Source organism: Glycomyces tenuis DSM 44171, from assembly GCF_000427885.1.
GTDB lineage: Bacteria > Actinomycetota > Actinomycetes > Mycobacteriales > Micromonosporaceae > Glycomyces > Glycomyces tenuis.
This window is the reverse complement of sequence record NZ_ATYW01000004.1, coordinates 15,556-41,925: the sequence shown is the minus strand read 5'-3', so window position 1 is coordinate 41,925 and position 26,370 is coordinate 15,556. Positions and strand designations below refer to the sequence as shown.

Annotated in this window: 24 protein-coding genes; 12 read left to right on the top strand and 12 right to left on the bottom strand. The window is 70.9% G+C overall.

What is annotated here, in order from left to right; translation table 11 throughout:
- The 3 genes from YWW_RS0107295 to YWW_RS0107285 form a co-directional block, all read right to left on the bottom strand.
- The gene (locus tag YWW_RS0107295) at positions 1 to 657 is read right to left on the bottom strand and encodes an amino acid ABC transporter permease (protein ID WP_051325489.1); all 657 of its coding nucleotides are present in this window, start codon (positions 655 to 657) and stop codon (positions 1 to 3) included.
- Between the two features lie 66 nt (positions 658 to 723).
- Positions 724 to 1,665, bottom strand: coding sequence for a glutamate ABC transporter substrate-binding protein (locus YWW_RS0107290; protein ID WP_035696455.1), 942 nt, complete (start codon positions 1,663 to 1,665; stop codon positions 724 to 726).
- A 67-nt stretch (positions 1,666 to 1,732) separates the two neighbouring features.
- Positions 1,733 to 2,488 carry an ATP-binding cassette domain-containing protein gene (locus tag YWW_RS0107285; RefSeq protein WP_026929609.1) on the bottom strand — a complete coding sequence of 252 codons (756 nt, stop codon included), beginning with the start codon at positions 2,486 to 2,488 and terminating at the stop codon, positions 1,733 to 1,735.
- A gap of 344 nt (positions 2,489 to 2,832) precedes the next feature.
- Between YWW_RS0107285 and lipB the strand changes: the two genes are divergently transcribed.
- Complete coding sequence (gene lipB, locus YWW_RS0107280; protein WP_051325488.1) at positions 2,833 to 3,507, top strand: lipoyl(octanoyl) transferase LipB; 675 nt, start codon at positions 2,833 to 2,835, stop codon at positions 3,505 to 3,507.
- Position 3,508: 1 nt separating this feature from the next.
- Here lipB and YWW_RS0107275 read toward each other — a convergent pair whose 3' ends face one another.
- Together YWW_RS0107275 and YWW_RS0107270 are read right to left on the bottom strand one after the other, a co-directional pair.
- The gene (locus YWW_RS0107275) at positions 3,509 to 4,885 is read right to left on the bottom strand and encodes an alpha/beta hydrolase (RefSeq protein ID WP_155829999.1); all 1,377 of its coding nucleotides are present in this window, start codon (positions 4,883 to 4,885) and stop codon (positions 3,509 to 3,511) included.
- 142 nt (positions 4,886 to 5,027) lie between these two features.
- Positions 5,028 to 5,819: an ABC transporter ATP-binding protein gene (locus YWW_RS0107270; RefSeq protein WP_026929606.1), complete on the bottom strand. Its 792-nt coding sequence runs from the start codon at positions 5,817 to 5,819 to the stop codon at positions 5,028 to 5,030.
- A 157-nt stretch (positions 5,820 to 5,976) separates the two neighbouring features.
- On the opposite strand from YWW_RS0107270, the gene YWW_RS0107265 reads away from it, so the two are divergent.
- The gene (locus tag YWW_RS0107265) at positions 5,977 to 6,996 is read left to right on the top strand and encodes an ABC transporter ATP-binding protein (protein WP_026929605.1); all 1,020 of its coding nucleotides are present in this window, start codon (positions 5,977 to 5,979) and stop codon (positions 6,994 to 6,996) included.
- The gene (locus YWW_RS33850) at positions 6,996 to 8,009 is read left to right on the top strand and encodes an ABC transporter permease subunit (RefSeq protein WP_026929604.1); all 1,014 of its coding nucleotides are present in this window, start codon (positions 6,996 to 6,998) and stop codon (positions 8,007 to 8,009) included. The genes YWW_RS0107265 and YWW_RS33850 overlap by 1 nt, the downstream gene beginning before the upstream one ends.
- A gap of 30 nt (positions 8,010 to 8,039) precedes the next feature.
- Here the strand turns inward: YWW_RS33850 and YWW_RS0107255 are convergent, their stop codons facing one another.
- Entirely contained in the window at positions 8,040 to 9,209 is a 1,170-nt protein-coding gene (locus YWW_RS0107255; RefSeq protein WP_026929603.1) for an ROK family transcriptional regulator, read from the bottom strand.
- A gap of 80 nt (positions 9,210 to 9,289) precedes the next feature.
- Positions 9,290 to 14,158, bottom strand: a complete 4,869-nt coding sequence (locus tag YWW_RS0107250) for an NAD-glutamate dehydrogenase (protein ID WP_026929602.1) — start codon at positions 14,156 to 14,158, stop codon at positions 9,290 to 9,292.
- 182 nt (positions 14,159 to 14,340) lie between these two features.
- Between YWW_RS0107250 and YWW_RS0107245 the strand changes: the two genes are divergently transcribed.
- The 8 genes from YWW_RS0107245 (at position 14,341) to YWW_RS28850 (ending at position 20,263) form a co-directional block, all read left to right on the top strand.
- The gene (locus tag YWW_RS0107245) at positions 14,341 to 14,961 is read left to right on the top strand and encodes a DUF4178 domain-containing protein (protein ID WP_026929601.1); all 621 of its coding nucleotides are present in this window, start codon (positions 14,341 to 14,343) and stop codon (positions 14,959 to 14,961) included.
- 61 nt (positions 14,962 to 15,022) lie between these two features.
- Positions 15,023 to 15,505, top strand: a complete 483-nt coding sequence (locus YWW_RS0107240) for a DUF2617 family protein (RefSeq protein WP_162145922.1) — start codon at positions 15,023 to 15,025, stop codon at positions 15,503 to 15,505.
- Between the two features lie 27 nt (positions 15,506 to 15,532).
- Positions 15,533 to 15,997, top strand: a complete 465-nt coding sequence (locus YWW_RS33845) for a DUF4247 domain-containing protein (protein WP_051325487.1) — start codon at positions 15,533 to 15,535, stop codon at positions 15,995 to 15,997.
- A 32-nt stretch (positions 15,998 to 16,029) separates the two neighbouring features.
- On the top strand, positions 16,030 to 16,455 hold the full coding sequence (locus YWW_RS0107230) for a DUF350 domain-containing protein (protein ID WP_026929599.1): 426 nt from the start codon (positions 16,030 to 16,032) through the stop codon (positions 16,453 to 16,455).
- Positions 16,452 to 18,032, top strand: a complete 1,581-nt coding sequence (locus tag YWW_RS0107225; RefSeq protein ID WP_026929598.1) for a polyamine aminopropyltransferase — start codon at positions 16,452 to 16,454, stop codon at positions 18,030 to 18,032. The genes YWW_RS0107230 and YWW_RS0107225 overlap by 4 nt, the downstream gene beginning before the upstream one ends.
- A 95-nt stretch (positions 18,033 to 18,127) precedes the next feature.
- Complete coding sequence (locus tag YWW_RS0107220; RefSeq protein WP_026929597.1) at positions 18,128 to 18,604, top strand: hypothetical protein; 477 nt, start codon at positions 18,128 to 18,130, stop codon at positions 18,602 to 18,604.
- A 159-nt stretch (positions 18,605 to 18,763) separates the two neighbouring features.
- Positions 18,764 to 19,606, top strand: coding sequence for a class I SAM-dependent methyltransferase (locus YWW_RS0107215; protein ID WP_026929596.1), 843 nt, complete (start codon positions 18,764 to 18,766; stop codon positions 19,604 to 19,606).
- 57 nt (positions 19,607 to 19,663) lie between these two features.
- Positions 19,664 to 20,263, top strand: coding sequence for a hypothetical protein (locus YWW_RS28850; RefSeq protein WP_035696462.1), 600 nt, complete (start codon positions 19,664 to 19,666; stop codon positions 20,261 to 20,263).
- Between the two features lie 144 nt (positions 20,264 to 20,407).
- Here YWW_RS28850 and YWW_RS28845 read toward each other — a convergent pair whose 3' ends face one another.
- From YWW_RS28845 to YWW_RS0107190, 5 genes are all read right to left on the bottom strand, one after another.
- Positions 20,408 to 21,316, bottom strand: a complete 909-nt coding sequence (locus tag YWW_RS28845) for an arginase family protein (RefSeq protein WP_035696463.1) — start codon at positions 21,314 to 21,316, stop codon at positions 20,408 to 20,410.
- Between the two features lie 193 nt (positions 21,317 to 21,509).
- Positions 21,510 to 22,421: a co-chaperone YbbN gene (locus YWW_RS0107205; protein ID WP_026929595.1), complete on the bottom strand. Its 912-nt coding sequence runs from the start codon at positions 22,419 to 22,421 to the stop codon at positions 21,510 to 21,512.
- A gap of 68 nt (positions 22,422 to 22,489) precedes the next feature.
- Entirely contained in the window at positions 22,490 to 22,954 is a 465-nt protein-coding gene (gene rnhA / locus YWW_RS0107200; RefSeq protein WP_026929594.1) for a ribonuclease HI, read from the bottom strand.
- A 72-nt stretch (positions 22,955 to 23,026) separates the two neighbouring features.
- Positions 23,027 to 23,617 (bottom strand): TMEM165/GDT1 family protein, encoded by a 591-nt coding sequence (locus YWW_RS0107195; RefSeq protein WP_026929593.1) that lies wholly within the window; start codon positions 23,615 to 23,617, stop codon positions 23,027 to 23,029.
- Between the two features lie 228 nt (positions 23,618 to 23,845).
- Positions 23,846 to 25,066, bottom strand: coding sequence for an MFS transporter (locus YWW_RS0107190; protein WP_026929592.1), 1,221 nt, complete (start codon positions 25,064 to 25,066; stop codon positions 23,846 to 23,848).
- Positions 25,067 to 25,188: 122 nt separating this feature from the next.
- On the opposite strand from YWW_RS0107190, the gene YWW_RS28840 reads away from it, so the two are divergent.
- The gene (locus tag YWW_RS28840) at positions 25,189 to 26,343 is read left to right on the top strand and encodes an ROK family protein (protein ID WP_035704201.1); all 1,155 of its coding nucleotides are present in this window, start codon (positions 25,189 to 25,191) and stop codon (positions 26,341 to 26,343) included.
- Positions 26,344 to 26,370 lie beyond the last annotated feature (27 nt).

The following is a 26,370-nucleotide window of genomic DNA, read 5'->3' as shown; positions in this document are numbered from 1 at the left end:
TCACCGCGTGAACGCGGCGCGTCGTTCGACGAGCCGGACGAGGTAGCTGATGGCGAACGCGATGATCAGGTAGCTGACGGTGACGCCGATGATGACCATCCACAGATTGAAGCGGTTCTGGTTGTCGTTGATGAGCACCTGCGCCTCGGCGGTGAGCTCGCGGACGCCGATCGCGAGCACCAGGGCGCTGTTCTTGACCAGGGCGATCAGCAGCGAGCCGAGCGGGGCGATGACGGCCCGGAAGGCCTGCGGGAGGACCACGTTGCCGAGGGACTGGCCGAAGCTCAGGCCGATCGAGCGGGCGGCCTCGGCCTGCCCGAGGGGAATCGAGTTGATGCCGCTGCGCAGGGTCTCGCCGACGAACGCCCCGGTGTACAGGCCGAGGCCGAGCAGGGCCCAGACCCAGTTCTCCTGGGAGATGCCGACTTTCGGCAGGCCGAAGAACATGATGAACAGGACGGCCAGCAGCGGCACGTTGCGGAACATCTGCGTGTAGGCGTTCGCGGCCCAGCGGGCCGGGGCGACGGGGCTGACGTGCATGATCGCCAGGGTGGCGCCGACGAGGAGGGCGATCGCGTAACTGGCGAACGTCACCCACACCGTGGTGACGAACCCGCCCCACAGGCCCTCGACCATCAGATCGAAATTGTCGAACAAGCGGACTCCTCCATGAGGCGGGCGGCGGCGCCCGCCGAACGCGGGCGCCGCCGTCCTACCGGATGGTTACATCGGTTCGTAGCGGTTCGGGGTCGGGAGCGGGTCCGGCAGCGGCATGCCCGCGGCGCCGAAGGACAGGTCGAAGGCCTTCTCCCAGTCGCCGTTGGCGAGCGCCTCGTCGATCATGTCGTTGACGAACATGCGCGCGTCGGTCTCGCCGAGCGGCATGGCGATGCCGTAGGGCTCCTCGGTGAAGATGTTCGAGCTGTCCAGGACGCGGAAGGCGTCCGGCTTGTCCACGGTGAAGCCGTAGAGGATGGTCTCGTCGGTGCTGACCGCGTCGGTCTGCCCGTTCTCGAGGGCCTCCGCGCAGGCGGCGTAGTCCTTGAGCGTGTGGACGTTGGCCTCAGGGTTCTCGGCCTGCATGTTCTCGATCGAGCCCGAGCCCTCGGCGATGCACACGTCCTTGCCGGCGAGGTCGGCGACCGAGTTGATGTCGGTGTTGTCCGCGGCGACCATGACGTTCTGGCCGGTGTCGAAATACGGGCCGGCGAAGTCGAAGTTCGGGAGCCGCTCGGGGTACATCGAGTAGGAGGCGATGACGACGTCGACGGTGCCGTCGTTGACGTAGGTCTCGCGGTTCTCGGAGGTCGTCTCGACGAACTTGAGGTTCGCGTCCTCGCCCTCCTCGTCGACGGTGCCGAAGATGCGCATCGCCAACAGGCGCGCCATCTCGGCGTCGAAGCCCTCGATCTTGCCGCTGGCCGTGTCCTTCTGGCCGATGAGCGGCTGGTCGAACTTGGAGCCGACCACGAGCACGCCCTTGTCCTGGATCTCCTGGATCAGGCCGGCCGGGATCTCGGAGGCCTGCTCCATGGAGTACTCGCCTACCGACTCCTGGAGCTCCTCCTGCTCCTCCTGCTCTTGGCTGGCCTCGCCTGAGCAGGCGGCCAGCGACATGGCGACCACCGCGAGTCCCGCGATGGCGCTTCTTCGGAACATACGCATGATTCCGTGCTTCCTTTCCTTGCGGACACCCGCTCGGGTGACCGTGGGCGTCCTGGTTCGGTCCCTGTCAGTGGGTCATGACCTTCGACAGGAAGTCCTGTGCGCGCTCCGTCTGCGGGTCGTCGAAGAAGGCGGCGGGCGTGGCGGTCTCGACGATCGCGCCGTCGGCCATGAACACCACCCTGTTCGCGGCGCGGCGGGCGAAGCCCATCTCGTGGGTGACGACGACCATCGTCATGCCCTCGTGGGCGAGGTCCTGCATGACGTCGAGGACCTCGTTGATCATCTCGGGGTCGAGCGCGGAGGTCGGCTCGTCGAACATCATGAGCTTGGGGTCCATCGCCAGTCCCCGGGCGATGGCGACGCGCTGCTGCTGGCCGCCGGAGAGCTGCGCGGGGTAGGCGTCGGCCTTGTCGGAGAGGCCGACCCGGTCGAGCAGCGCCCGCGCCCGCTCGGCCGCCTCGGCCTTGGACCTGCGGCGGACCTTGATCGGGCCGAGCGTGATGTTCTCCAGGACCGTCAGGTGCGCGAAGAGGTTGAAGTGCTGGAAGACCATGCCGACGTCGGCGCGCAGCTGGGCGAGGGCCCGGCCTTCGGCGGGAAGGGGGCTGCCGTTCACGGTGATCTCACCGGAGTCGATCGTCTCGAGCCGGTTGATGGTGCGGCACAGCGTGGACTTCCCCGAGCCGGATGGTCCGATGAGGACGACGACCTCGCTCTCGTCCACTGTCAGATCGATGTCCCGCAGCGCGTGCAGGTCTCCGAAATGCTTGTTCACCCCGGTGATGGTGACCATCGGGGTCTTCGGCTGCGTCTCTACCATTCGTGTCCCTTGGCGTGAACCCTCGCCGAGCGCGGGGCGGGCGGATACGGCTTGATTACCGTTGGAATATTAGTGTGGCAGCTCACCGCCACTCGACGGGGCTGCGGTGGGACGCGAGAAGTCGGCATTTGCATAACGGCACCATAAAGATGGAGCCTCCTCGTCATATGCCGGAAACACGGCAGGACCATGCGGGACCGGGGGCGCCGCCGCGGACCGGTCGCACCAGGCGGGCCACGCCGCGGATCACATGGCGAACGTTGTTGCACGGCTCCGGATCGGACTAGTGTCGAATCATGACCGTGCCAGTGGAGACCCCGGGCGCCGCCGATGGAATCGGCACGATGAGCACTGCCGACGGAGTCGGCACGACGAGGACCGTCGAGGGCATCTCGGTCGAGCGGCGAGGGCTGGTCGACTACCAGGAGGCCTGGGACTATCAGAAGCTGCTCCAGCAGCGGCGCATCGACGACGAGATCGACGACACCGTCCTGCTGCTCCAGCACCCGAGCGTCTACACCGCCGGGAAGCGCACCGAGACGTGGGCGCTGCCGCAGGACGGCACGCCCGTCGTCACCGTCGACCGGGGCGGCCAGATCACCTGGCACGGGCCGGGCCAGCTCGTCGGCTACCCGATCATGAAACTCCGCCGGAAGGTGGACGTCGTCGCGTACGTGCGGCGCGTGGAGGACATGATCAGCGCGGTCTGCCACGAGTTCGGGGTGACCTCGGCGCGCGGGCGCCTGCGGGACCGCACCGGCGTGTGGCTCCCGGCCGACGACGCCGGGCCCGAGCGCAAGATCTGCGCGATCGGCGTGCGGGTGCGCTGGGCGACGACGATGCACGGCTTCGCGCTGAACTGCAACCCGGACATGGGCGCCTGGAACCGGATCGCGCCGTGCGCGATCACGGACGCGGAGGTCACGAGCCTGTCGGCGGAGCTGGGCCGGGAGGTCACCGTCGACGAGGTGGCCCCGGTCGTCGAGCGGCACCTGCCGCTGCTGCTCGAACGGGACTGAGCTAGCAGCCGGCGATCGGGTCGGGCTGGGAGTCGGCGAGCTCGGGCTCGTCGCCGAGCATGACGGCCAGGATGTTGTTCCAGGCGTCGGACTCGGGGTAGAAGACCTCCGAATGCGAGTGGACGCCTTCCACGTCCTTGCCCGCGATGCCCTGCTCGGCCAGGCTCACGCCGTAGTCGTCGACCGCGTCCGGGCCGTCGGGGAGGCTGCCGGTCGCCAGGTTCAGCGTGCCGGGGAAGTCGTCGGGGTCGGCTCCGTGGCCCAGCAGCGGCACGTACGGCATCCCCTGGACGTAGGAGATGGGGTCGCCGGGCGCGGTGATCGAGTACCTGGGGCGGCAGGGTTCCGTCAGCGCCTCGGGCTGGTAGACGTCGTAGCCCATGCCGGCCGAGGCGATGTGCAGGACCCGGTCGGCCACGAGGTCGTAGGTCTCGGCCAGGCCGATGACGGCCCCGCCGTAGGAGTGCCCGGCGAGCGTGATCGGGACGTCGCCGGTCTGGGCGCGCAGGTCGTGGGTGAACGAGGCGAGGCGCTCGGCGGCGACCTGCGACCAGGAGGCCCACGACTCCTCGATCCAGCCGGAGGGCCACGAGGCGCCGGCCCACACCACGACCGCCAGTTCGCCGTCGGCGGCGTCGGCGAAGCTCTTCGCCCGGTTGTAGTAGAGGTTGAAGTTGTCGCTGGACATCTCGGCCGAGCCGCCGGGCACCATGACCGTGATCTGCGAGGCGGTGCGCAGGTCGCCGAGCACCTCGATCCACGAGCCGCCGCCGGAGTTGTTGTACGGGTCGAGGGAGATGAACTCGCGGTCGGAGTCGAGGAGCTGGCCGAGTTCGGCGCGCATCGGCCGCTCGGTGCCCTCGGTCCAGGGCCGACCGGGCCCGTCGAAGGTGGTCGACTCCTCGACGGCCGCCTCGATGACGACCTTGTTGGCGTCCACGCGCGCCTCGAACGGCGCCCCGGGCAGGTGGGCGATGGTCTCGGGGTACAGCACCGACAGCCAGGCGGTGCGCTCGGCGCCGAGCTCGTCGAAGAAGGCCCCCACTTCGACGGGGTCGAGGTCGCCGGAGGCGGAGGCGAGGGTCGCCAGCGCGGCGGCGAGCGCGCCGTCGTCGGGGTCGGGTTCGGCCTCGATCAGGGCGGTGGCGAGCTCGGGGTCGTCGAGGGCGGCGGCCAGGGCCGCCTCGGGGTCGTCGGCTTGGACGGGGGCGGCGTCTCGCAGGTCGGCGAGCTGCGCGTCGAGGTCGCCGGTGAGCGCGGGGACGGACTGGACGGGTTCGGCCTCGGCCTCGCCGAGCTGCGTGAGGCCGGCGAGGTAGACGAGGATCATCGACGCGACCGCCAGCATGGCCGACGCGCGCCACCACCGAATGCTCACGGGCTTCAGGGTATCCGAGGGGTCAAGGAGCAGCGAATCGCGCGCGCCGCGCCGGGGCGCCCGGCGGGGGCGCCCGCGGGCCGCGGTTCGGACCGGGCGGCGGGAGGAGGAGCGTGCCGTCACTGTGCCGGTCGGGCGTCCGTCAGGCGGCCACGGCGGTGTAGCGGTTTCCGTTCGCCGTCAACGTGAGCGGCAGCCCGAACGCCTTGGACAGCGACTCCGAGGTGAGCGCCTCGGCGAGCGGCCCGGCGGCGATGACGCTGCCGGCCGAGAGGACGAGCGCGTGGGTGAATCCCGGCGGGATCTCCTCGACGTGGTGTGTGACGAGGACCATCGCGGGGGCGTCGGGGTCCTGGGCCAGGCCCGAGAGGGTCGCCACGAGGGCTTCGCGGGCGCCGAGGTCGAGCCCGGCGGCGGGCTCGTCGAGCAGGAGCAGCTCGGGGTCGGTCATGAGGGCGCGGGCGATCTGGACGCGCTTGCGCTCGCCTTCGGAGAGGGTGCCGAAGCGGCGGCCCGCGAGCGGGGCGACGCCGAGCCAGCGCAGGAGCGACATGGCGCGCTCGTCGTCGAGGTCCTCGTAGTCCTCGCGCCAGCGGCCGACCCGGCCCCAGGCGGCGGTGCGGACGACGTCGAGGGCGGTCTCCTCGTTCGGGATGGACTCGGCGACGGCGGTGGTCGTCAGGCCGATGAGGGGCCGCAGCTCGAAGACGTCGACGCGGCCGAGGCGCTCGCCGAGCACTTCGACGGTGCCGGAGGTGGGGTGGTTGCGGGCGGCGGCCAGGTTGAGCAGCGTCGTCTTCCCCGCGCCGTTGGGGCCGAGGATCACCCAGCGCTGGTCGGCGTCGACGCTCCAGTCGACGCCGTCGAGGAGCTGGTTGTCGCCGCGGCGTACGGTGACGCCGGACAGGTCGAGGACGCGTTCTGACTGTGCCACGGGTCAATGAAACCATGTGAGGGAACGGACGGCTCGGCTGCGGCCGGGTCGGCCGGTGACACGACACTATACCCGGTATATTCATCGGGTCCGGTGCCGTTCCCCTCAGGTGCGCCGCGGGCCGCGACCGGCGGCGCCGCTACGAGAAAGTGAGTCCATGCCCCCAGTCATCGAGATCTCGGGGCTGCGCAAGACGTACAGGAAGCTCTTGCGCCAGCCGCACAACGCCTTGGACGGCCTCGACATGGAAGTCGCCGCAGGGCAGGTCCACGGGTTCTTGGGCCCCAACGGTTCCGGCAAGACCACCACGCTGCGCGCGCTGCTCGGGCTCATCGGCACCGACGGCGGCGCCATGCGGGTCTTCGGCGAGGAGGTGCCCAGGCGGCTGCCGCAGGTCATCGGCCGCATCGGCGCGGTCGTGGAGTCGCCGCAGTTCTTCAAGCACTTCTCGGGGCGCCTGACGCTCCAGGTCCTGGCCGAGAGCGCCGGGATCGCCTCCGCCCGCGTCGACGAGGTCCTCGAGCAGGTGGGACTGCGCGACCAGGCGAAGCAGTCGGTCAAGGGCTACTCGCTGGGCATGCGCCAGCGCCTGGCCGTCGCGCAGGCGCTGCTGAAGCGGCCCGAGCTGCTCGTCCTCGACGAGCCGGCCAACGGCCTCGACCCGGCCGGGATCCACCACATGCGCGAACTGCTCCAGTGGCTCGCCCACGAGCAGGGCGTCACCGTCCTGGTCAGCTCCCACCTCCTGTCCGAGGTGCAGCAGCTGTGCGACTCGATGACGATCGTCTCCAGAGGACGGCGCATCGTCGACGGCAAGGTCGCCGACATCATCGCCGGGCACTCGGGGTCCCAGTTGAGCGTCAGGTTCGCCGACGCCGGGGAGATCGGCCGCGCCATGGAGGTCCTCGCGAGCGCCGGGGACGGCGTGTCGGTCGCCGCCGAGCGCGAGCGCCTCGTCGTGACCGGCGCGCCCGAGGCCGCGTGGGTCACCAGGACCCTCGCCGACGCCGGGCTCTACCTGTCCGAGCTGACCACCGAGACCAAGAACCTCGAGTCGGTGTTCCTGGAGCTGACCGGGACCGCGCCGCAGGCCGGACAGCCCGTCCAAGTGGGACAGGCCGTCCCCGCCCCGCCGGTCGGGGCCTCCGCCGAGACCGCCACGGGAGGCGAGCAGTGATGACCCTGTTCCGAGCCGAACTGCACCGCATCGCGCGCCGCCGCCTGAGCCTGCTGTTCGGGATCTTCGCCGTCGGCGGCCTGCTGCTCATCACCGCCATCATGTGGTTCAACTCCAGCACCGGCCCCAGCGAGGCCGACCTCGCCGCGGCCCAGCAGATGGCCGACGACGCGAACGCCCAGTACGAGGACTGCGCGGCCGACGAACGGTACTTCGAGAACGACCCGGACTACTCGTGGGTGGCGGACGACCCGTGGTATGGCGAGATGCCGCACGAGCAGGCGTGCGCCGAGATGTTCCTCGTCGGCGCCGAGGCCGAGGACTACATCTACGTCTACACGTTCCAGTTCGACGAGGAGGGCGTCTTCCTGCTCATCGGCGTCGCGATCGTCACCGGTCTGCTGTCGATGCTGCTGGCGGCCTCGGCGATCGGCGCCGAATGGTCGAGCGGCGGCATGGCGAACCTCCTGGTCTGGCACCCGAACCGCATGAAGGTGTGGGGCGCGAAGCTGGCCGCCGCCCTGGCGCTGTGCGCCGTCGCCGTGGTCGCGATGCTGGTGCTGGCCTTCGCGCTGCTGTACCTGACCGCCGCCGTCCGCGGCGACACCGGGACCCTGAACGCCGCCTGGTGGGAGGACACGCTCGCGCGCCTCGGCCGCACCGCCGTGATGGCGCTGGGGATGACCGTGATCGGCTCGGCCCTGGCCATGCTGGGCCGCCACACCGCGATCGCCGGGGGCGTCATCGTCGGCTACCTCACCGTCGGCGAGCTGCTGGTGTCCTTCGTCAGGTTCGGGGTCAACAGCATCAAGTACCCGGACCTGCTCTCGCTCTACACGTGGATCGGCGCCTGGATCGAGGGCCGGATGGAACTCGAGTACTGGGACCCGGTCACCGGGCTCCCGGACCAGCTGGTGCTGACCGCGACCCACGCGGGACTGGTCCTGGGCGCGATCATGCTCGTGTTCGCGGCTCTGGCGACGTGGTCCTTCGCCAAGCGGGACGCGGCCTAGCGGCGGTCAGCGGGATTCGGCCGGGACGGTTCAGTCGAACAGGCCGGCGCGGACGTCGTCGAGCGCGTGCAGGATCGCTCCTCGCATGATCGGCTCCTCGACGACCGCGCCGGCGACGACGCTCGGGTTGACGGGCGCGAGCTGGGAGGTGTGGGCCGCGACGCGCCCGGCCAGTTCGAGCCCGCCCGCGTAGCCCACGGGCCCGCCCAGGACCACCACGGTCGGGTCGAACAGGACGCAGACCGCGACGATGCCCAGGGCGATGCCGCGGGCGATCTCCTCGACGCAGGCCGCGCCCTCCTCGCCGGCGCCGACGGCGGCGGTGACGACGTCCTCGGGTTCGGCGCCGTTGAAGCCGTGCTTCGCGCCGATCTCGATGACGGCGTCGCCGCCGATGACGCGCTGGTAGGAGCCCTTCGACAGGCGCGTGACGACGCCGCCGGTCGGCAGCTCGCCGCCCGGCACCGGCAGGAAGCCGATCTCGCCGGCCGCGCCGCTGGCGCCCCGGTACAGCCGCCCGCCGAGGATGACGCCGAGGCCGAGGCCCCCGCCGAACCAGGCGTACACGAAGTCCGAGGCGCCGCCCGCGCCGCCGGAGCGCTGCTCGGCGAGCGTGGCGAGGTTGACGTCGTTCTCGATGACGACCTCGGGGGCCAGTTCCTCGTTCAGCGCCGTCCGCAGGCCGCGGTGCCAGGCCGGGAGGTTCCACGAGAAGCCGATCTCGCCGCTGACCGGGTCGATGACGCCGGGGGTGCCGAGCACGACGCGGTGGATCTTGGCCATCTCGACGCCCGCGTCGGCGACGGCGTCGGTGACGACGCGGCGCACCACCGAGACCGGGTCGGTCGAGCCTTCGATGTCGATCTCGGCGCGCCCCACGATCGTCCCGGTGAAGTCGGCGCACGCGCCCTTGGTGGTCACCGGGCCGACCTCGACGCCCACGACGTAGGCGAAGGAGGGCACCGCCGCGTACAGCGAGGCGTTCGGACCGCGCCCGCCGGACTTGGAGCCGACGACCTCGACCAGGCCGCGGCCCTGGAGGCGCTCCATCATCTGCGAGGCGGTCACCTTCGACATCGAGGTCCGCTCGGCCAGCTGCGCCCTGGTCTGCGGCCCGTCGTCGAGCAGCAGTTTGAGCGCCGCCTGGTCGTTGAGGACCCGCAGCAGTTTGGGCACCCCGGGGGTGTGGCTCTTCGGCATTCGATCAGCTCCTCCGAGCAAACATTATCCACAAAGCGCCACACCGCGCCCCGGCACCGCTCGCGCGCGGTGCCGGGCGATCAGTCCAGCTCGGTCTCGACCAGGCCGCGGATCTGGCGCAGCGCCACCGACAGGACCGCGAGCTTCTCGTCGGAGCGTCCGGCCTCGTCGACGGCCGAGCGGATCCGCCCGATCTCGGCGGCGCCCCGCTCGGCCCACAGCTCGACCGCTTCGGCGGGGAGCGCGCCCGGCTTGGCGTGCAGGGCGCTGGTGGTCAGGGCGGCCAGCGCGCCGTACAGGTCGTAGCGCAGCGCCGAGCGCGCCAGGGTCTGCCAGCGGTTGCGCCTGGGCAGCGCCGAGATCTGGTTGAGGATCTCGTCGGCGTGCAGCTGCGCGGCGATCCCGTAGTAGACCTGCGCGGTCTCGACGAGGTTGGTGCCCAGCAGCCTCGAGCACTCGACGACGTCGACGAGGCCGAAGCCGAAGATCGGGCCGGAGACGTCGGCGGCGAGATCGGCGGGCACGCCCTGCTCGGCCAGCTCGGTGCAGAACCGCTCGAAGCCGACGGCCTCGGAGTCGGTCAGCAGCTCGGGGAGCTTCGGCTGGAGGACGGACAGGCCCGGGCGGAGCCGGTCGATCTCGCCCGCGACGTCGAGCGGGCCCCGGCGGTGCTGGAGGAGCCAGCGCACGCCGCGGTCGAGCAGCCGCCTGACCACCAGCATCGCGGAGACCTGGGCGGACTGCGGCAGCCGGTTGTCGAGCGCCTCGATGCGCCGCCACAGCTCGGGCAGGGCGAAGGCGTCGCGGATGACGACGTAGGCGCGGACGACGTCGACGACGTCGGCGCCGGTCTCGTCGGAGATGCGGAACAGGAAGGTGGTGCCGCCGCGGTTCACCGCCTCGCCGACGACGGCGGTGGTGACGATCTCGCGGCGCAGCGGGTGCTCGGCCATGAGGTCGGCGTAGGCCTCCCGCAGCGGCTGCGGGAAGTAGTCGTGCAGGACCGGCATCGTCCACGGCTCGTCGGGCAGCTCCGAGTCCAGGACGGCCCGCTTGGCCCAGATCTTGACGTACGAGAGCAGGACCGACAGCTCGGGTCCGGTCAGGCCCTGCCCGGCGGCGGAGCGCTCCTTGAGCTGCTTGTCGCTGGGCAGGCCCTCGATCTCGCGGTCGAGCCCGGCGCGCTTCTCCAGGTGCTTCATGAGTCTGATGTGCACCGGGAAGAGCCGCACGGCCAGGGTCGAGGCGTTGGTCAGGGCCGAGTTCTGGCCGTAGTTGTCGCCCAGGACCATGTCGGCGACGGTGTCGGCCATGTCCATGAACAGCTCGTCGCGCCGCTCGGGCTCGATCCGGCCGGTGAGCGCGGCCGAGCGCAGCAGGATCTTGATGTTGACCTCGTGGTCGGAGGTGTCCACACCGGCGGAGTTGTCGATGAAGTCGGTGTTGATCCTCCCTCCGCCCTGGGCGAACTCGATGCGGCCCAGCTGCGTGAAGCCGAGGTTGCCGCCCTCGCCGACGACCTTGCAGCGCAGGTCCGCGCCGTTGACGCGGACCGCGTCGTTGGCCTTGTCGCCCGCGGCGGCGTCGGTCTCGGTCGAGGCCTTGACGTAGGTGCCGATGCCGCCGTTCCACAGCAGGTCGACCGGGGCCTTGAGGACGGCGCGGATGAGGTCGGGCGGGGTCATCGCGGTCACGTCGGGGCCGAGTCCGAGCGCGGCGCGGACCTCGGCCGAGACGGGGATGGACTTCGCCGAGCGTTCCCACACGCCGCCTCCGGCGGAGATCAGGGAGCGGTCGTAGTCGGCCCAGGACGAGCGGGGCAGGTCGAACAGGCGGCGCCGCTCCGCGAAGGAGGCCGCCGCGTCCGGGTCCGGGTCGATGAAGATGTGCATGTGGTTGAACGCGGCGACGAGCCGGATGTGCTCGGACAGCAGCATCCCGTTGCCGAACACGTCGCCGGACATGTCGCCGATGCCGACGACGGTGAAGTCCTGGGTCTGCGTGTCGACGCCGATCGCTCTGCTGTGCTCATCGCTTCCTCGGACAAGTCCTCGGAAGTGCCGCTTCACGGACTCCCAGGCGCCGCGGGCGGTGATGCCCATCTTCTTGTGGTCGTAGCCGACCGAGCCGCCGGAGGCGAAGGCGTCGCCGAGCCAGAAGCCGTATGAGGCGGCGACCTCGTTGGCGATGTCGGAGAACGTCGCGGTGCCCTTGTCGGCGGCGACCACCAGGTACGGGTCGTCGCCGTCGTGGCGGACCACCTCGGGCGGCGGGACGACGGCGCCGCCCGAGTCGCGGTTGTCGGTGATGTCCAGCAGGGCCGAGATGAACTCCCGGTAGCGGGCCACGCCCTCGGCCTGGTGGGCGACCCGGTCGGCGAAGGGGCCGCGCTTGAGCACGAAGCCGCCCTTCGCGCCGACGGGCGTGATCACGGTGTTCTTGACCTCCTGGGCCTTGACCAGGCCGAGGATCTCGGTGCGGAAGTCCTCGCGGCGGTCCGACCAGCGCAGGCCGCCGCGCGCGACCTTCCCGTAGCGCATGTGGACGCCCTCGAAGTCCGGGGAGTACACGTACACCTCGTACATCGGCCGCGGCCGGGGCAGGAAGTCGATCTCGCGGGCGTCGAACTTGAACGACACGTACTTCTTCGGCCGCCCGGCGGCGCCCCGCTGGAAGTAGGAGGTGCGCAGCGTCGAGCGGATGAGGGTCAGGAAGGCCCGCAGGATCCTGTCGGCGTCCAGGCTCGGGACCGCGGCGAGCTCCTCGGCGAGCGACTCGTCGATGCGTTCGACGGCGGTGTCCCTGTCGTCGCCGACGCGCGGGTCGAACCTGGCCTCGAACAGCTTCACCAGCCCGGCCGAGATCGCCGGGTTCTCGCACAGGGTGGTGGCGATGAAGCTCTGCGAGAACACGAAGCCGCACTGGCGCAGGTACTTCGCGAGGGCCCGGAGGACGACGACCTGCCGCCAGGTGAGCCCGGCGGCGATCACCAGCTCGTTGAACCGGTCCGATTCGGCCTCGCCGGTCCAGACCGCGCGGAAGGCGTTCTCGAAGCGGATGCGCAGCTGCGGCACCGGCTCGGTGGCCGGCCCCGGCAGCTCGAGCCTGAAGTCGTGCAGGTGGATCCTGTCCTCGGCGCGGCGGATGTGGTACGGGCGCTCCTCGGCGACGGTGACGCCCAGGTTGCGCAGCACCGGCAGCGCGTCGGACAGGCCGACCGGGTCGCCGAAGGAGTAGACCTTGAAGTGCACGTCGGCGTCGTCGCCGCCGCGGCGGAACAGTTGGAGCTCCATGTCGCCGCTCTCGTGGAGCATCTCCAGGCTCGCGATGTCCTTCGCGGCGTCGAGCGGCGAGTGCTCGGCCTTGTAGGCGGGCGGGTAGGCGGGGGCGTACGACTTGTACAGGCTGCGGGCCTGGCCCTCGCCGACGTGGTGGTCGAGCTGGAGCGCCAGGTCGGCGTCCCAGGAGCGGGTGGCGTCGGCCAGTTCGGCCTGGATCGAGTCGACGTCGACCGGTTCGGTCTCGGCGTACGGGTCGATGCGGATCACGAAGTGCAGCCGGGCCAGGACCGACTCGGTGACGCGCGTGTCGTAGTCGACGCCGATGCCGCCCAGGCGCCGGTGGAGGATCTCCTGGATCTTGATCCGGTTGTCGGTGTTGAAGCGGTCGCGCGGCAGGTACACCAGGCAGGAGTAGAAGCGGCCGTAGACGTCGCGGCGCAGGAACAGCCGCAGGCGGCGGCGCCCGGCCAGGCGCAGCACGCCCATCGCGGTGCGGTACAGGTCCTCGGTGCGGGCCTGGAACAGCTCGTCCCTGGGGTAGGTCTCCAGCGCCGTGACCAGGTCCTTGCCGGAGTGGGAGGAGAGGGTCACGCCCGAGCGCGTCAGGACGTCGTGGACCTTGCGGCGCACCACCGGGAGCTGCGTGACCGAGGAGAGGTAGGCGGCCGAGGTGAACAGGCCGAGGAAGCGCAGCTCGCCGTCGGGTTCGCCGTTGGCGTCGAAGGTCTTGACGCCGATGTAGTCCATGAAGGAGGTGCGGTGCACCGTGGAGCGGGCGTTGGACTTGGTGATGACCAGGAGCCGCTTCGTGCCGATCTGGGAGCGGGCGTCGGCGTTGAAGCTGTCCAGGCGCCGCGGCGCGACCGGCGCCTTCGAGAGCAGGCCGAGGCCGGTGCCCTCGACGGGGGTGAGCGCGCGCTCCTCGCCTTCGCCGGTGAGCTTGTACCGCCGGAAGCCCAGGAAGGTGAACTTGTCGTCGGCGAGCCAGCGCAGCAGTTCGATCGTGTCGTCGATGTCCTTGTCGGGCACCGGGAGGAACTTGCCTTCCAGTTCGGAGGCGATCTGGAGGGCCTGGCCGCGCATCGCCTGCCAGTCGGCGACGCAGGCGCCGACGTCGTCGAGGACGGCGAGGATCTCGGATTCGAGGACCGGCAGGAATTCGGGGTCGGCGACCCGCTGCAGCTCGATGTGCATCCAGCTCTCGGTCTCGACGCCGTCCTCGTCGTGCGGGGCGGGGGCGCCGACGAGCGCTCCGTCCGCATCGCGCCGGGCCGGGACGATCGGGTGGACGAACACGTTGATGTCGATGCCGTGCTTGTTGAACAGGCCGGTCAGGGAGTCCACGAGGAACGGCGAGTCCGCGCAGACGATGTCGACGCGGGTGCTCGCGGCCGCGTCGGGCCCGTCGGGGTCGGCCGGGCAGTCGATCTCCAGGCAGACCTCACCGCTGCCGCGGCGCTGGGCGAGCTCCCGGTGGCGGGCGGTCGTGTCGAACAGCTGCTGGGCACTGCGGCCGACCAGGTCGTCGTCGGCGACGAGGCTCCAGTAGAGCTCGACCAGCCTCGCCAGTGATTCGTCGGAGCCGGCCAGGCCGGCCGCTTCGGCGAGGAGCTCCTCCCTATCCGGCAGGGTCTCGCGGAACTCTTCGTCACCGATGAACGCCAACACGTTTCGTCTCCAGCTCGAATCGACTCGCCCACCTCGTCGTGGACGGCTCCAGGCTAGATCTTACGGGCCGGGAGCGTCTCGGGGGTGACGGCGAAGTGCCCGGCGCCTCTGTTGTCAGCGAAGTGCCCGGTCCCTCTGTAGAGTGATCATGGAAGCCGTCCCCCAAACCTTGAGGTGACCCCATGGAACTGCTCTGCGTGCTGATCGTCCTCGCCGCCGCGGCCGGCGCGGGATGGTGGCTGTGGCGCCGCCGCCGGCAAGAACGCGAGCGCACCGAGACCTCCTCTTCCAGCAGGCCGGTGGACCCGTTCGCCGACACCGACACCGACATCCTGCGCGGCGACCCCGAGCGCGTCAAGGCCGGCGACCTCGTCGAGGCCTACGGCAAGACGCTCGCAGTGCGCGGCACGCTGCGCCTGAGCGAGGGCGACTACTCGTGGGCCGAGCACTTCCTGGACACCGGCACCGGCGTCAAGCGCTGGCTGTCGGTCGAGGCCGACCCCGACGTCGAAGTGGTCCTGTGGGAGGAGGTCACCGACTCCGACCTGCGGCCGGGCCCCAGGGAGCTCAGCTTCGAGGGCGTCTCGTACCGCTCCGACGAGCAGGGCACCGCCCGCTACACCAGCGAGGCCACGACCGGGCTCGCCCCGACCGGGACGCTGCGCTACCACGACTACACCGGTCCCGACGGCCAGAAGCTGTCGTTCGAGTCCTTCGGTGAAGGGGCGAAGTGGGAGTTGGCGAAGGGTCTTACTCTGGACCGGAACCAGATCACCATCTACCACCAGAACGACGAATCGTGACCACCCCGCCCGCCGCCCACCACCACCCGAATGGGAGCCGACACTGCTCTCCGAACTCGAAGTGCCCTACGTCGACGTCTCGGCCGGTTCGCTGACGTTCCGCCCGGACGCGCCCTCCATGCCCGTGCTCGACCGGCTCGACCGCGACGCCGGACCCCTCCGGCTGTCACTGCGGCTGCTCGGCGCCAGCCACCAGGCCGTCGTCGCCACCCCCGACGGGTCCGTCGCCGAGACCCTCGCCTACCGCGACGGCCTCCCGCCCGACCTGCCCGAGCACTTCAGCCAGCGCGTCGGCGCGTGGCGGCACCGCTACACGTGCGCCGTCGAACACCTCACCGTGCCGGAGCTGCGTTCCCGAGTGCGGGAGCTGCGCGCCCGCGAAGACGAGGACGACCTCCTCATCGGCGTCTTCGGGGACCGCCCCGACGCGATCACGGCCCTGGAGGTCACCGGCACCGAGCCGCTGACGTGGCGCACCGTGCACACCTACCCGCAGCACGGCCAGATCGTGACCACGACCGGCGGCATCGCACGTCTAGGCTGAACCGATACCCCACCCGAAGGACGATGAATGTACAACAACGGCGACGAACGGGAACCGCGCCGCGCAAGCGGCCTGAAACCGATGCACTGGCTGGCGATCGGCATCGTCGCCGTCCTGTGCTGCGGAGGGCTGATCTTCACCCAGCTCGACTTCAGCAACCCGACCGGATACATCCAGAGCAACTACACCCGCGCCTCGAACCTCGACGAGGGCCGCGGCAGGGCCTACACCTCGTCCCTGTCCCCCGCGACCGTCGCCGACGACATCGACGACGACTCCGACGCCCGTGACGAGCGCCGCGAGGGCGACACCTACTTCCTCCAGTACAAGGACAAGATCGTGTCCGTCCAGCCGTACCAGGGCGGCTCGAAGATCCTGCTGTTCGACTACCGCGACGGCTACAACCACTATTCGTCCACCTTCCTCCTGTGGGGCTGGTCGTCGTCACCACCCTCGACGTTCCGGGGCGGCGGCCCCGGCAGCGGCAAATGAGCCCGAACCAAAAAACCTGAAAGGCAGCCTCCATGTTCGAAGACCTCGGCAACGCCGTCGCCGGATCCCTCGCCTACAGTGCCGTCGGCATAGCGCTGATGGTGCTCGGCTTCTACATCGTCGACTGGCTCACTCCCGGCAAGCTCGGCGAGCTCATCTGGACCCAGCGCAACCGCAACGCGGCCCTCCTGGTGGCGTCCAACACCCTCGGTGTGGGCCTGATCGTGGTCGGCGCGATCTGGGCCTCCGAGGGCGACCTGGTCGAAGGCGTCGTCTCGACGCTGGTGTTCGGCCTGATCGGCCTGGTCGCCATGGCGGTCGCGTTCATCGTGCTCGACGCCCTGACGCCCGGGAAGCTCGGCGACACCGTCTTCTCGGAGGAGATGCAGCCGGCGGTGTGGGTCAACTCGGCCATGCACCTGGCCCTGGGCGGCGTCATCGCGATGGCGCTGTCTTGAGCGAAGCGGCCACCCCTGCCGCGAACGACATCCCCGCGCGGGGCGTCCGATTGGCCCGAGCGGGACTGCTCGCCACGGTGTTCGTCGTCGCGGCGTGCGGACTGGTCTATGAACTGGCGCTGATCACCCTCGGCGCTTATCTAGTGGGGAACACCGCGACGCAGGCGTCGATCGTCTTGAGCGTCATGGTGTTCGCGATGGGCCTGGGCGCCCTGGGGGCGAAACCGCTCCAGCGGCGCCCGGCCCTCTCCTTCGCGGCCATCGAACTCGCGCTCGCCCTGCTGGGCGGGTTCAGCGTCATGCTGCTGTACGCGGCGTTCGCGTGGACCTCGCTGTACAGCCTCCCGCTGGTCGCGGTCGCGTTCCTGATCGGCCTGCTCGTGGGCGCGGAGATCCCGCTGCTGATGGAGCTGCTCCAGCGCATCCGCAAGCAGGCCGCTGGCACCGCGGTGGCGGACCTGAACGCGGCCGACTACCTCGGCGGCCTCATCGGCGGCCTGGCCTTCCCCTTCCTGCTCCTGCCGTTCCTCGGCCAGATCCGCGGCGCGCTCCTGGTGGGCGCGGTGAACGCGGTGGCCGGCGTCGTGCTGGTCTTCGTGATCTTCCGAGGCGACCTGTCGAAGACGAGCAGGCAGCTCCTGGCCGTCGCGGCGGGCGCGATCGCGCTCCTGCTGACGGCGGCGTTCGTCTACACCGACAGGTTCGAGGTGGCCGCGCGCCAGGAGCTGTACGCCGCCCCGATCGTCTACAGCGAGGACACGCAGTACCAGCAGGTGGTGCTCACCGAGGACATCTCGCCGTTCGGGGACACCGACTTCCGGATGTACCTCAACGGCGACCTCCAGTTCTCGTCGGTGGACGAGTACCGGTACCACGAGGCCCTGGTGCACCCGGTGATGGACGGCCCGAGAGGGGACGTCCTGGTCCTGGGCGGCGGCGACGCGCTCGCGGTCAGGGAGATCCTGCGCTACCCCGACGTCGAGTCGGTGACCCTGGTCGACCTGGACGAGACGGTCACGGACCTCGCCCGGGACTTCGACGAGCTCGTGGAGCTCAACGGCGACGCCCTGAGCGACCCGCGGGTGCGGGTGGTGAACCAGGACGCCTTCACGTGGCTGCGGGAGCAGACCGGGGCCTACGACGTGATCGTGGTGGACATGCCCGACCCGGACGCGACGGAGACGGCGAAGCTGTACTCGGTGGAGTTCTACGCGCTGGCGGGCGCGCACCTGAACGACACCGGCCGCATGGTGGTGCAGGGCGGCTCCCCGTACTTCGCCCCCAAGACGTACTGGACGATCGACTCGACCCTCGCCGCGGCCGGCTACGGCGCGACGCCGTACTGGGTCTCGGTGCCCTCGTTCGGCGACTGGGGCTTCCTGGCGGTGCAGGCGTCGGGGACGGCGCCGGAGCTGTCGCTGGACGAGAGCGCGGGGCCGTTCAGATCGCTGACGCCCGAACTGCTCGAAGCGGCCCAGGTCTTCCAGCCCGACCGGGACCGGATGGCGATGGAGCCGTCGACGCTCATGCACCCGGTCATCCTCGACCAGGTCCAGAGCGAGTGGCGGCACTACTGACACGGCCGCCGATGGCGCGCGGTTGATATCGTCCATAGCGGGGACGGCGCCTCAGGCGCCCCTCCAGTCACCGCGAGACGACCCCGGGAGCGACGATGAACCCCACCTACCCCTACCCCCACCAGCCGCCGGCACCGCAGCCTCCGGCGGAGGTCAGGGTCCGCCACAAGCCGTACCTGAGCATCATGATGCTCATCGCCGGCGCGCTCGGCCTGGTGGCCGGAGCGCTGTCGCTGACCGCCGACACGCCCTCTGTCAGCATCATCTGGATCGTCGTCGGACCGCTGTTCCTCGCCAACGGCATCATGAGTTTCACCAAGCCGGTCGCGACCTACGACATGAGGCAGTGGAACCTGTACCTGTACAACCCGCTCGGCATCCGGATCCGCACGTACGGGGCGGCGAAGGGCGAGCGGATCGTCTTCGACGGCACGAACATCATGCGCTTGTGCGCCGACGGCTCCCAGAAGCGGGTCAACCTCTCCTTGTCGGCCCACCGCGAGGACCTGCAGCGCCTCCAGCAGACGCTGTGGTCGCTCCAGCAGCAGCCGCCGGCGGGGCCGCCGCGCTGAGCGGTCAGCGCTCCTCGGGGTTCAGGCCGCCTTCAGGGCGTCCTGCGCGTACGCCGGAGGCGGGCGTGTCGGGCCGGCCTTCGGCGGAGTCGAACACCATGCCGTCCGCCGCGGCGGACTCGTGTTGCGGTCGGCGGGCAGTGCGTTTAGATTGTGGGCATGTCCACTTCCGGGGAACGGTCCGCCGACTGGCTCGACTCCAATCGGGCCCTGTGGGACGAGCGGGTCCCCATCCACGCCTCCAGCGACCCCTACGACGTCGACGGCTTCCTCAAGGGCGCGAACGTCCTGATGGACTTCGAAGCGGGCGAGGTCGGCGACGTGGCCGGGAAGCGGCTGCTCCACCTCCAGTGCCACATGGGGCAGGAGACGCTGACGTGGGCGCGGCTCGGCGCGGCCAGGGTCGTCGGCCTCGACTTCTCCGAGCCGGCGCTGAAGGTCGCCCGCGAACTGGCCGCCGAACTCGGCTACGGGGAGGACCGGGCCGCGTTCGTCCGCTCGGACGTCTACGAGGCGGCCTCGTCCGTGCCCGAGGCCGACTACGACATCGTGTACGTCAGCGTCGGCTCGATCAACTGGCTGCCGGACGTCCGGCGCTGGGCCCGGGTCGTCGCCTCGCTGCTGGCGCCCGGCGGTTTCCTCTACCTCTACGAGTTCCATCCGGTCAGCCACACGCTCGACGAGGCGACCGGTTCGCGGTTCGTCCGCGACTACATCGCCCGCGGCCCGGTGGTCCGCGAGACGCCCGGGAGCTACACCGACCGGCACGGCCCGGCCTCGTCGACGGTCAACAACCTCGCGACGGAGTGGGTCCACGGCCTGGGCGAGGTGGTGTCGGCGCTCGTCGCCGCCGGGCTGCGCATCGAGTTCCTGCACGAGTACGACAGGACGATGTTCCCGCAGTTCAAGAGCTTTGTGCAGGGCGAGGACGGCTGCTTCCGGCCGCCGCCGGAGCAGCCTCGGGTGCCGCTCCTGTACTCCCTCAGGGCCGCACGCGACTGAAGGCTTGGCGTCCTCTTCCTACACTGGAGCCCCGGCGCCCGTGTGAAGGAGACTCCCGTGGACTGGAACGCCATTGAGGCGATCGGCGTGATCGCCACGCTCGGATTCCTCAGCTACCAGATGATGCTCCAGAGCCGGTCCGTCCGGCACGACAGCAGGCTGCGCCAGTTCGAGCTGTACCAGAACCTGCTCAACCAGCACACGGAACTGCTCAAGATGGCCGATCGCGATCCGGTGCTGAACGAGATCTGGGAGCCGATGGACCCCGAGCGGCGCCGGGAGCTCGACCGGGCGCAGGCCGAGAACGACTGGGGCGCCTGGTACGCGATGACGCCGGAGGAGCAGCGCTGCTACCGCTACACCAGGTACGCGGTGGAGCTGTTCGAGCAGGCGTACAAGGTGAACAAGTACAAGCTGATGGACGCCGAGATCTGGGACAAGTGGATCTCCTGGATGGAGGTCTGGCCGAGGTCGCGGTACTTCAAGTACATGTTCGAGGACAACGCCAGGAAGTTCATTCCCAGCTTCGTCGACAACTACTGGGCCCTGGTGGCGCTCAGCGAGGAGCGGGACCGGGAGGCCGTCAAGGCCCGCGGATCGGTGGTCGACGCCCTGCACTCCCCCGCGGCGGCCGAGGAGGACGGGGCGGCCGTTTAGGGCCTGGGAGATCTCGGCGGCGGCCGCGCGGAGCGCCGCCTCTCGCGGGGCGGCTTCGCTTCCAGTGCGGGGAAACCGCTCACGAACCGGAGCCTATGCGAGGCGCGGGCCCGGGCGGAAGCGGTTCCCCCCGGCCCCGGGCGGTCACTGGAGGGCTTCGACGAGCATGTCCGCCAGGGACTTGGCGTATTCGCCGTCGGGATCGTAGTCGGGGTCGAAGACCGTCAGCTCCAGCCCCGCGCACCGCTCGTCCGAGGCGCAGGTCGCGATGATCTGGCCCAGCTCCCCCAGCGAGATGCCGCCCGCCGCCGGGCCGTCCACCGCGGGCATCACCGAGGGGTCGAGGACGTCGGCGTCGATGTGGAGCCAGAACGTGGCCACGTCTCCCACGGCGTCGAGGGCCCACTCGGCGGAGCGGCCGACGCCGCCGGCGCGCAGTTCGGGGACAGTGCGCATCGCGACGCCGGTGGCCTCGAGCTCGACGCGATGCGGGTCGTCGGTGCGCAGGCCGAGCATCACCAGGTGGTCGGTGTCGACGTAGGGGCGCAGGCCGCCGATGTCGGTCAGGTCCGGCTGGCCGCGGCCGGTCGCCAGCGCGAGCTCCTCGGCCGCCGCCGCGCCGACGTACTTGGAGTTGCCGGGGTGTCTGAAGTCGGAGTGGGCGTCGACGAAGACCAGGCCGCGGGCCTTGCCGTCGCGCTCGGAGCGGCGCCTGGCGGCCAGGACCGGGCCGAGCATGACCGAGCAGTCGCCGCCGAGCAGCAGCGGGAACCGGCGTTCGCGCCAGAGCCGTTCGACGCGGTCGGCGAGCCGCCTAGTGTACTCGGCGATGGCCTTGGCCTGGCCGACGCCGTCGCCGGGCCGCCAGCCGGAGGCGTCGAAGCGGGGCGCGGTCAGGCATCCGGCGTCGATGGCGTTGAGCCGCTGGATGATCCGGTGGTCGCGCAACGCCCCCGGCGCTTTGGCGCATCCGGGGACGGTGTGCTGGGTCGGGGGCCGCAGGCCGAGGTTCGACGGCGCGTCGAGCACGGCGACGCGTTTGGATCTGGTCATCGCCGACGCTCACCTCCCCGGCCACGGCTCGTCCGACCTGCGCCTCGCGGGCCGCGGCGCGCCGACCCGCCGCGGACCGGCACGGTCGGCCACGCCAGGGCCTGATCCACAGGGCAGGCCCTAGCTAATCACAGCCGGAGCCGCGTGACCAGGAACGGTGTGCTGAATGTCGTCTCTGTGGGCGAATATCCCGTCAGAACAGGACCATCGAGAGCTTGCGGCGGGCCTTGGTGACGGCCGGGTCGTCCGGCCCGGCGATGCTGAACAGTTCGACCAGGCGCTTGCGGACGCGTTCGCGGTCCTCGCCGGCGAGCTTGGCAACCTGCGCGATGAGGCGCTCATAGGCCTCCTCGGCCTGCCCGGAGAGGATCTGGAGGTCGGCGGCGGCCAGCGCGGCGTCGAGGTTGTCCGGGTCGGCGTCGGCGATGCGGACGGCGTCCTGTGGGAGGGCGCCGGCGCGGCGCAGCATCCGCACCTGGGCGAGGCCGGACTCGGCCTCGAAGGAGCCGGGGTTGTTCTTGAGGTACTTGTCGAAGGCGGTCTCGGCGGCGTCGAGTTCGCCGTTGGCCATGTGGTCCTCGGCGAGGGCCAGCTCGGGGTCGACCTGCTGGGGGACGTCGACGCCGGCGGCCTGGGCGAGCCCCGCGATCCACTGGCGCAGGCCCTGCTCGGTCTGCGGCCCCTGGAGGAGGTCGACGGGGCGGCCTCCGGCGATGGCGACGACGGCGGGGAGCGCCTGGAGTTGGAGGGCGGCGGCGAGCTGCTGGTTGTACTGCACGTCGGCCTTGGCGAGGGTCCACGCGCCGCCGTCGGCGTGGGCGAGGCGCTGGAGGAGATCGCGGGCCTGGACGCTCTCGGGGGCCTGCTCGGCCCAGAACACGACGATGACGAGCGTGTTCAGCGACCGCTCGAGGACCTCGCTCTGGACGGTGGCGTCGGTGACGTCGAGCGCGACGACGCCGGGCGCGCCGCCGCCGGAGGCCGCGGCGGGAGCGCCGCCGGGCGGCGGCTGGGCCGGGGCGTTCTGCTGCCGCTGCTGCTGGGCGGCGAGGGCGCTCAGATCAACGGCACTGCCGGAGAATCGTGACGGTACGTTGTCGCTCATGGTCGTGATTTTCCCATTCCGGTCGGCGGCGTGAGTGCGGGGATGAAGCAGTGTGGGCGGGGCCCGGTTCAGCTTCGCCCGGCGGCCTCGTCGCGTCCTTTGACGGCGAGCCGGTCGGCCCGTTCGTTGCCGGGGTCGCCCGAGTGGCCGCGCACCCAGCGCCATTCGACGTCGTGGGGCGAGGCGGCCTCGTCGAGGCGCCGCCACAGGTCGGCGTTCTTGACCGGCTGCTTCTGCGAGTTGATCCAGCCGTTGCGCTTCCAGCCTGCCATCCACGACGTGATGCCGTTGCGGACGTACGAGGAGTCGGTGTAGAGGACGACCGTCATGGGGCGCTTGAGGGCCTCGAGCGCCCGGATGGCGGCGGTGAGCTCCATCCGGTTGTTCGTGGTGGCCTTCTCGGAGCCGTACAGCTCCTTCTCGTGCTCGCCCCATTTGAAGTAGGCGCCCCAGCCTCCGGGGCCGGGGTTGCCCGAGCAGGCGCCGTCGGTGTAGATGACGGCGGTGTCCTCGTGATCGTCCGTTTTCGGCATGATCGCAAGCCTAACCCGCTGGGGCGGGGCGCCTTCGCCGCCGGGCCGGTCGTGTCCGCCGGACCTCGGGGGTCAGTCGGTGAGGGCGGTGACGGCCTCGATGCCGAGGATGACGCCGAGGACGATGAAGATCGCGGCCGAGCCCCAGCGGATGAACCGCTCGGGGACGTGTTTGGCGACCCAGACGCCGGCGAAGACGGCGAGGAGGTCGGCGGCGAGCATGCCGGCGGTGCCGCCGAGCCACACGCCCCACCCGTTGTACTGGCTGCCGAGGGTCAGGGACATGATCATGGTCTTGTCGCCGAGTTCGGCCAGGAACATCGCGCCGATGACGGTGAGGAGGCCGGAGCGGCGCTCCTTGACGACGTGGCCGTCCTCGTCGTCATCGGCGCTCTCGCCTCGCAGGGCCCACAGGCCGAAGCCGATGAACAGGACGGCGGCGGCGAGTCGGATCCAGTCGGTGGGCAGGAGGTTGCCGAGGGCGGAGCCGAGGGCGACGGAGAGGCCGATGAGGGCGGTGATGGCGATGGACATGCCGAGGATGACGCTGCGGAGCCGGTAGCGGGTGGCGAAGGTGAGGGCCATGAGTTGGCTCTTGTCGCCCATCTCGCCGACGAAGACGACGCCGAAGCTGAGCGCGGCGGCGGTGAAGAGTGCTTCCATAGGGGGTTTGTCCTCCCAGTTCACGGCCGGGGAGAGGGCAGCCTCGACCTCGACCCGGCGGATTGCCTTGGTCGAAGGTCTCGCTCGCCTCCTCGCGGAGGCCGCGCGGCCGGGCGGATGCCAGTGTGTCGACCGCGTCGTTGGGAGCTACTCCCCTTCAGCGTCGTCGACTATACGCCGCCGCGCGCCTGGCGTGCGCCGTGTGCCGCGTGAGGTGGCGCACGGCGGTCATCGCGCCACGGTGGCCGCTTCGGGCTTCGGCTCCGCGTCCGGGGCGGGGCGCAGGAGGCGGCGCATGGTGATCGGTCCCGCCAGGAGGGTGAAGACCGACAGGGCGGCGGGGACGAGGAGGCCGACGGTCAGGTTCGTGCCTTCGGCGAGGTAGCCGATCGCGGCCGGGCCGATGAGGAGCCCGGCGCCGCCGGACATGGAGACCACGGCGATCTGCGAGGGCGAGCCGCCGGCCTCGCCGATGGCGCTGAACAGGACCGGGACGATGATGGCGATGCCGCATCCGGCGAGGATCCAGCCGGCCCAGGCCAGCGGCAGGCCGCCCGCGGCGGCCGAGGCGAGGACGAGGGCGTATCCGGCGGTCGCGGCGGCGCCGGCCCAGAACATGGTGGGGCCGGGGCCGAGCCTGGCGCGGATGGGGTCGCCCGCCAGCCGCAGGACGGTCATGGCGCAGCCGAACACGGTGTAGGACAGGGGCGCGAGGGCCTCGTCGGCGTCGAGGACGCGGGCGGCGTGGAGGTTGGCCCAGTCGATCGCGCCGGATTCGATGAGGTGCCCGGCGATGCCGAGCGCGAACATCGCGGCGAGCAGGCCGACGCCGATGCGCGCGGCCTTGGAGGGGGCGCCGCTGCTGCCGCCCTGTGCTTGACCCGGGGGCGGCAGCAGCGGCCGTGCGAAGCCGGCGAACGCCACGGCGCAGGCGAGGCCGGCGGCGACCAGCATGGTCTGGCTGCCCAGGCCCATGGTGAGCCCGAAGGAGGTGAGCGCTCCGGCGGCTGCGCCGCCGAGGCTCCAGAAGCCGTGGAAGGACGAGATGATGGGCCGCCCGTAATAGCGTTCGAGCTCGACCGAGTGGGCGTTGGTGCCGACCTCGACGAAGCTGACGCCGACGCCGTAGACGGCGGCGCCGATCAGGAGCGTCTCGTAGGTGGGGGCGACCGCGGGGGCGAGGAGCGCCAGTTGCGTGAACGGCCCGATCCAGCGGAGCAGCTGCCTTGTGGTGATCCGGTCGGCGACCTTCCCGGAGAGGAACATGGTGCCCAGGCCGACGACCTGGATGAGCAGGAGGACCGTGCCGAGGCGGGCCTCGCCGAGGTCGAGGCGGGCGTCCACGGCGGGGAGCGCGGCGGCCCAGGCGCCCATGACGAAGCCGGAGGTGGCGAAGCATCCGAAGACGCCGATCCTGGCGCGCCTGAGGGCGGTGGTGTCGGGGTTCATGGCGGTCCTAGTGGTGCGGTTGTTTTGTTCTCGGTAAGAACATAACATGGATGCGGACGGCCCGCAACGGCGCCGCCGACGGCGGCGCCATCCGTTCCGAGAGATGGGACATACTGCCTGCCATGGCGACCATGACGAGCGCTGACATCAGAGTCCACAACCAGGTGCGGCTGCTCCGCGCCGTCCACGACGCGCCCGAGCCCCTGACGCGGGCCGCCGCCGCCCGCCTGCTCGCGATCGGCCGCAATACCGCCGGCGCGCTCGTCGGCGAGCTCGAGCGGGCCCGCCTGCTGCACGAGGTCCCGGCGGCGGCCACCGGCCGGGGCCGCCCGACGACGCTGCTCCTGCCCCACCCCGAAGGGCCGGTCGCGTTCGCCGCCGACATCCGCGAGGACTCCTGGACGCTCGCGCGGATCGCCCTCGGCGGGGAGCTCACCGAGCTCGAGAGCGGCGAGCACGACCGGACGCCGGCCGTGTTCGAGCTCATCGAGGAGGCCGTGGCTCGGCACGCCTCGGACCGGCTCGCGGCCGTGGGGATCGCGATCGCCGGGCCGATCAGGGACGAGCGGTGGCTGCACATCTCGCACCTGGGCTGGGACGAGGTGGACCTCGGCGAGCACCTCGGCGAGGCGTGGCCGCCGACGGTGGTCGGCAACGACGCGCGGCTGGCCGGGCTGGCCGAGGCGCGGCGCGGGGTGCTGCGCGGCACCGGGACGGCGATGCACTTCCACATCGACTTCGACATCGGCGGCACCCTGCTGCTCGCCGGGGACTCCCAGACCGGCGCGCACAACATCGCCGGCGAGTTCGGGCACATGCCGCTGACCGGCTCGCCGTTGCGGTGCATGTGCGGCTCGCTCGGGTGCTGGAGCCTCGACGTGGGCACCAACGCGCTCATGCGCCGCTTCGGGAAGGAGCCCGGCTACGGCGCGGGACGGGCGTTCGGCCGCGAGGTGCTGCGGCGGGCCGCCGAGGGCGACGCGGCGGCGGCGGAGGCGGTCGACGACAACGCCGCGGCCCTGGGGCGCGGGCTCGGGGCGCTGGCGAACGCCCTCGACCCCGAGGCGATCAGCCTCTCGGGCCTGGGGGTGGAGCTGATCCGGCTGCGGCGCGGCCTGATCGAAGCGTCATGCGAGGCGGCGCTGATGGCGTTCAGGCGCGCCGAGGCGCCCCGGATCGTGGCCGGGACGGTCGGCGGGATCGGCCCGCTCAGGGGGGCGGCCGAGGTCGCCTTCGACGAGGTGCTGACGCCCGAATGGCTCGGCGCCAGGCTCTGACGGGGCTGGGGGGATCAGGCCGCTCGC

Coding starts and splice junctions, on each gene's coding strand:
- rnhA (WP_026929594.1), bottom strand. CDS start 22,954: ATGCCGAAAACGGACGATCACGAGGACACCGCCGTCATCTACACCGAC.
- YWW_RS0107290 (WP_035696455.1), bottom strand. CDS start 1,665: ATGCGTATGTTCCGAAGAAGCGCCATCGCGGGACTCGCGGTGGTCGCC.
- YWW_RS28845 (WP_035696463.1), bottom strand. CDS start 21,316: ATGACCAGATCCAAACGCGTCGCCGTGCTCGACGCGCCGTCGAACCTC.
- YWW_RS0107265 (WP_026929605.1), top strand. CDS start 5,977: ATGCCCCCAGTCATCGAGATCTCGGGGCTGCGCAAGACGTACAGGAAG.
- YWW_RS0107285 (WP_026929609.1), bottom strand. CDS start 2,488: ATGGTAGAGACGCAGCCGAAGACCCCGATGGTCACCATCACCGGGGTG.
- YWW_RS0107245 (WP_026929601.1), top strand. CDS start 14,341: ATGGAACTGCTCTGCGTGCTGATCGTCCTCGCCGCCGCGGCCGGCGCG.
- YWW_RS0107195 (WP_026929593.1), bottom strand. CDS start 23,617: ATGGAAGCACTCTTCACCGCCGCCGCGCTCAGCTTCGGCGTCGTCTTC.
- YWW_RS33845 (WP_051325487.1), top strand. CDS start 15,533: ATGTACAACAACGGCGACGAACGGGAACCGCGCCGCGCAAGCGGCCTG.
- YWW_RS28840 (WP_035704201.1), top strand. CDS start 25,189: ATGGCGACCATGACGAGCGCTGACATCAGAGTCCACAACCAGGTGCGG.
- YWW_RS0107255 (WP_026929603.1), bottom strand. CDS start 9,209: ATGCCGAAGAGCCACACCCCCGGGGTGCCCAAACTGCTGCGGGTCCTC.
- YWW_RS0107215 (WP_026929596.1), top strand. CDS start 18,764: ATGTCCACTTCCGGGGAACGGTCCGCCGACTGGCTCGACTCCAATCGG.
- YWW_RS33850 (WP_026929604.1), top strand. CDS start 6,996: ATGACCCTGTTCCGAGCCGAACTGCACCGCATCGCGCGCCGCCGCCTG.
- YWW_RS0107220 (WP_026929597.1), top strand. CDS start 18,128: ATGAACCCCACCTACCCCTACCCCCACCAGCCGCCGGCACCGCAGCCT.
- lipB (WP_051325488.1), top strand. CDS start 2,833: ATGAGCACTGCCGACGGAGTCGGCACGACGAGGACCGTCGAGGGCATC.
- YWW_RS0107205 (WP_026929595.1), bottom strand. CDS start 22,421: ATGAGCGACAACGTACCGTCACGATTCTCCGGCAGTGCCGTTGATCTG.
- YWW_RS0107190 (WP_026929592.1), bottom strand. CDS start 25,066: ATGAACCCCGACACCACCGCCCTCAGGCGCGCCAGGATCGGCGTCTTC.
- YWW_RS0107230 (WP_026929599.1), top strand. CDS start 16,030: ATGTTCGAAGACCTCGGCAACGCCGTCGCCGGATCCCTCGCCTACAGT.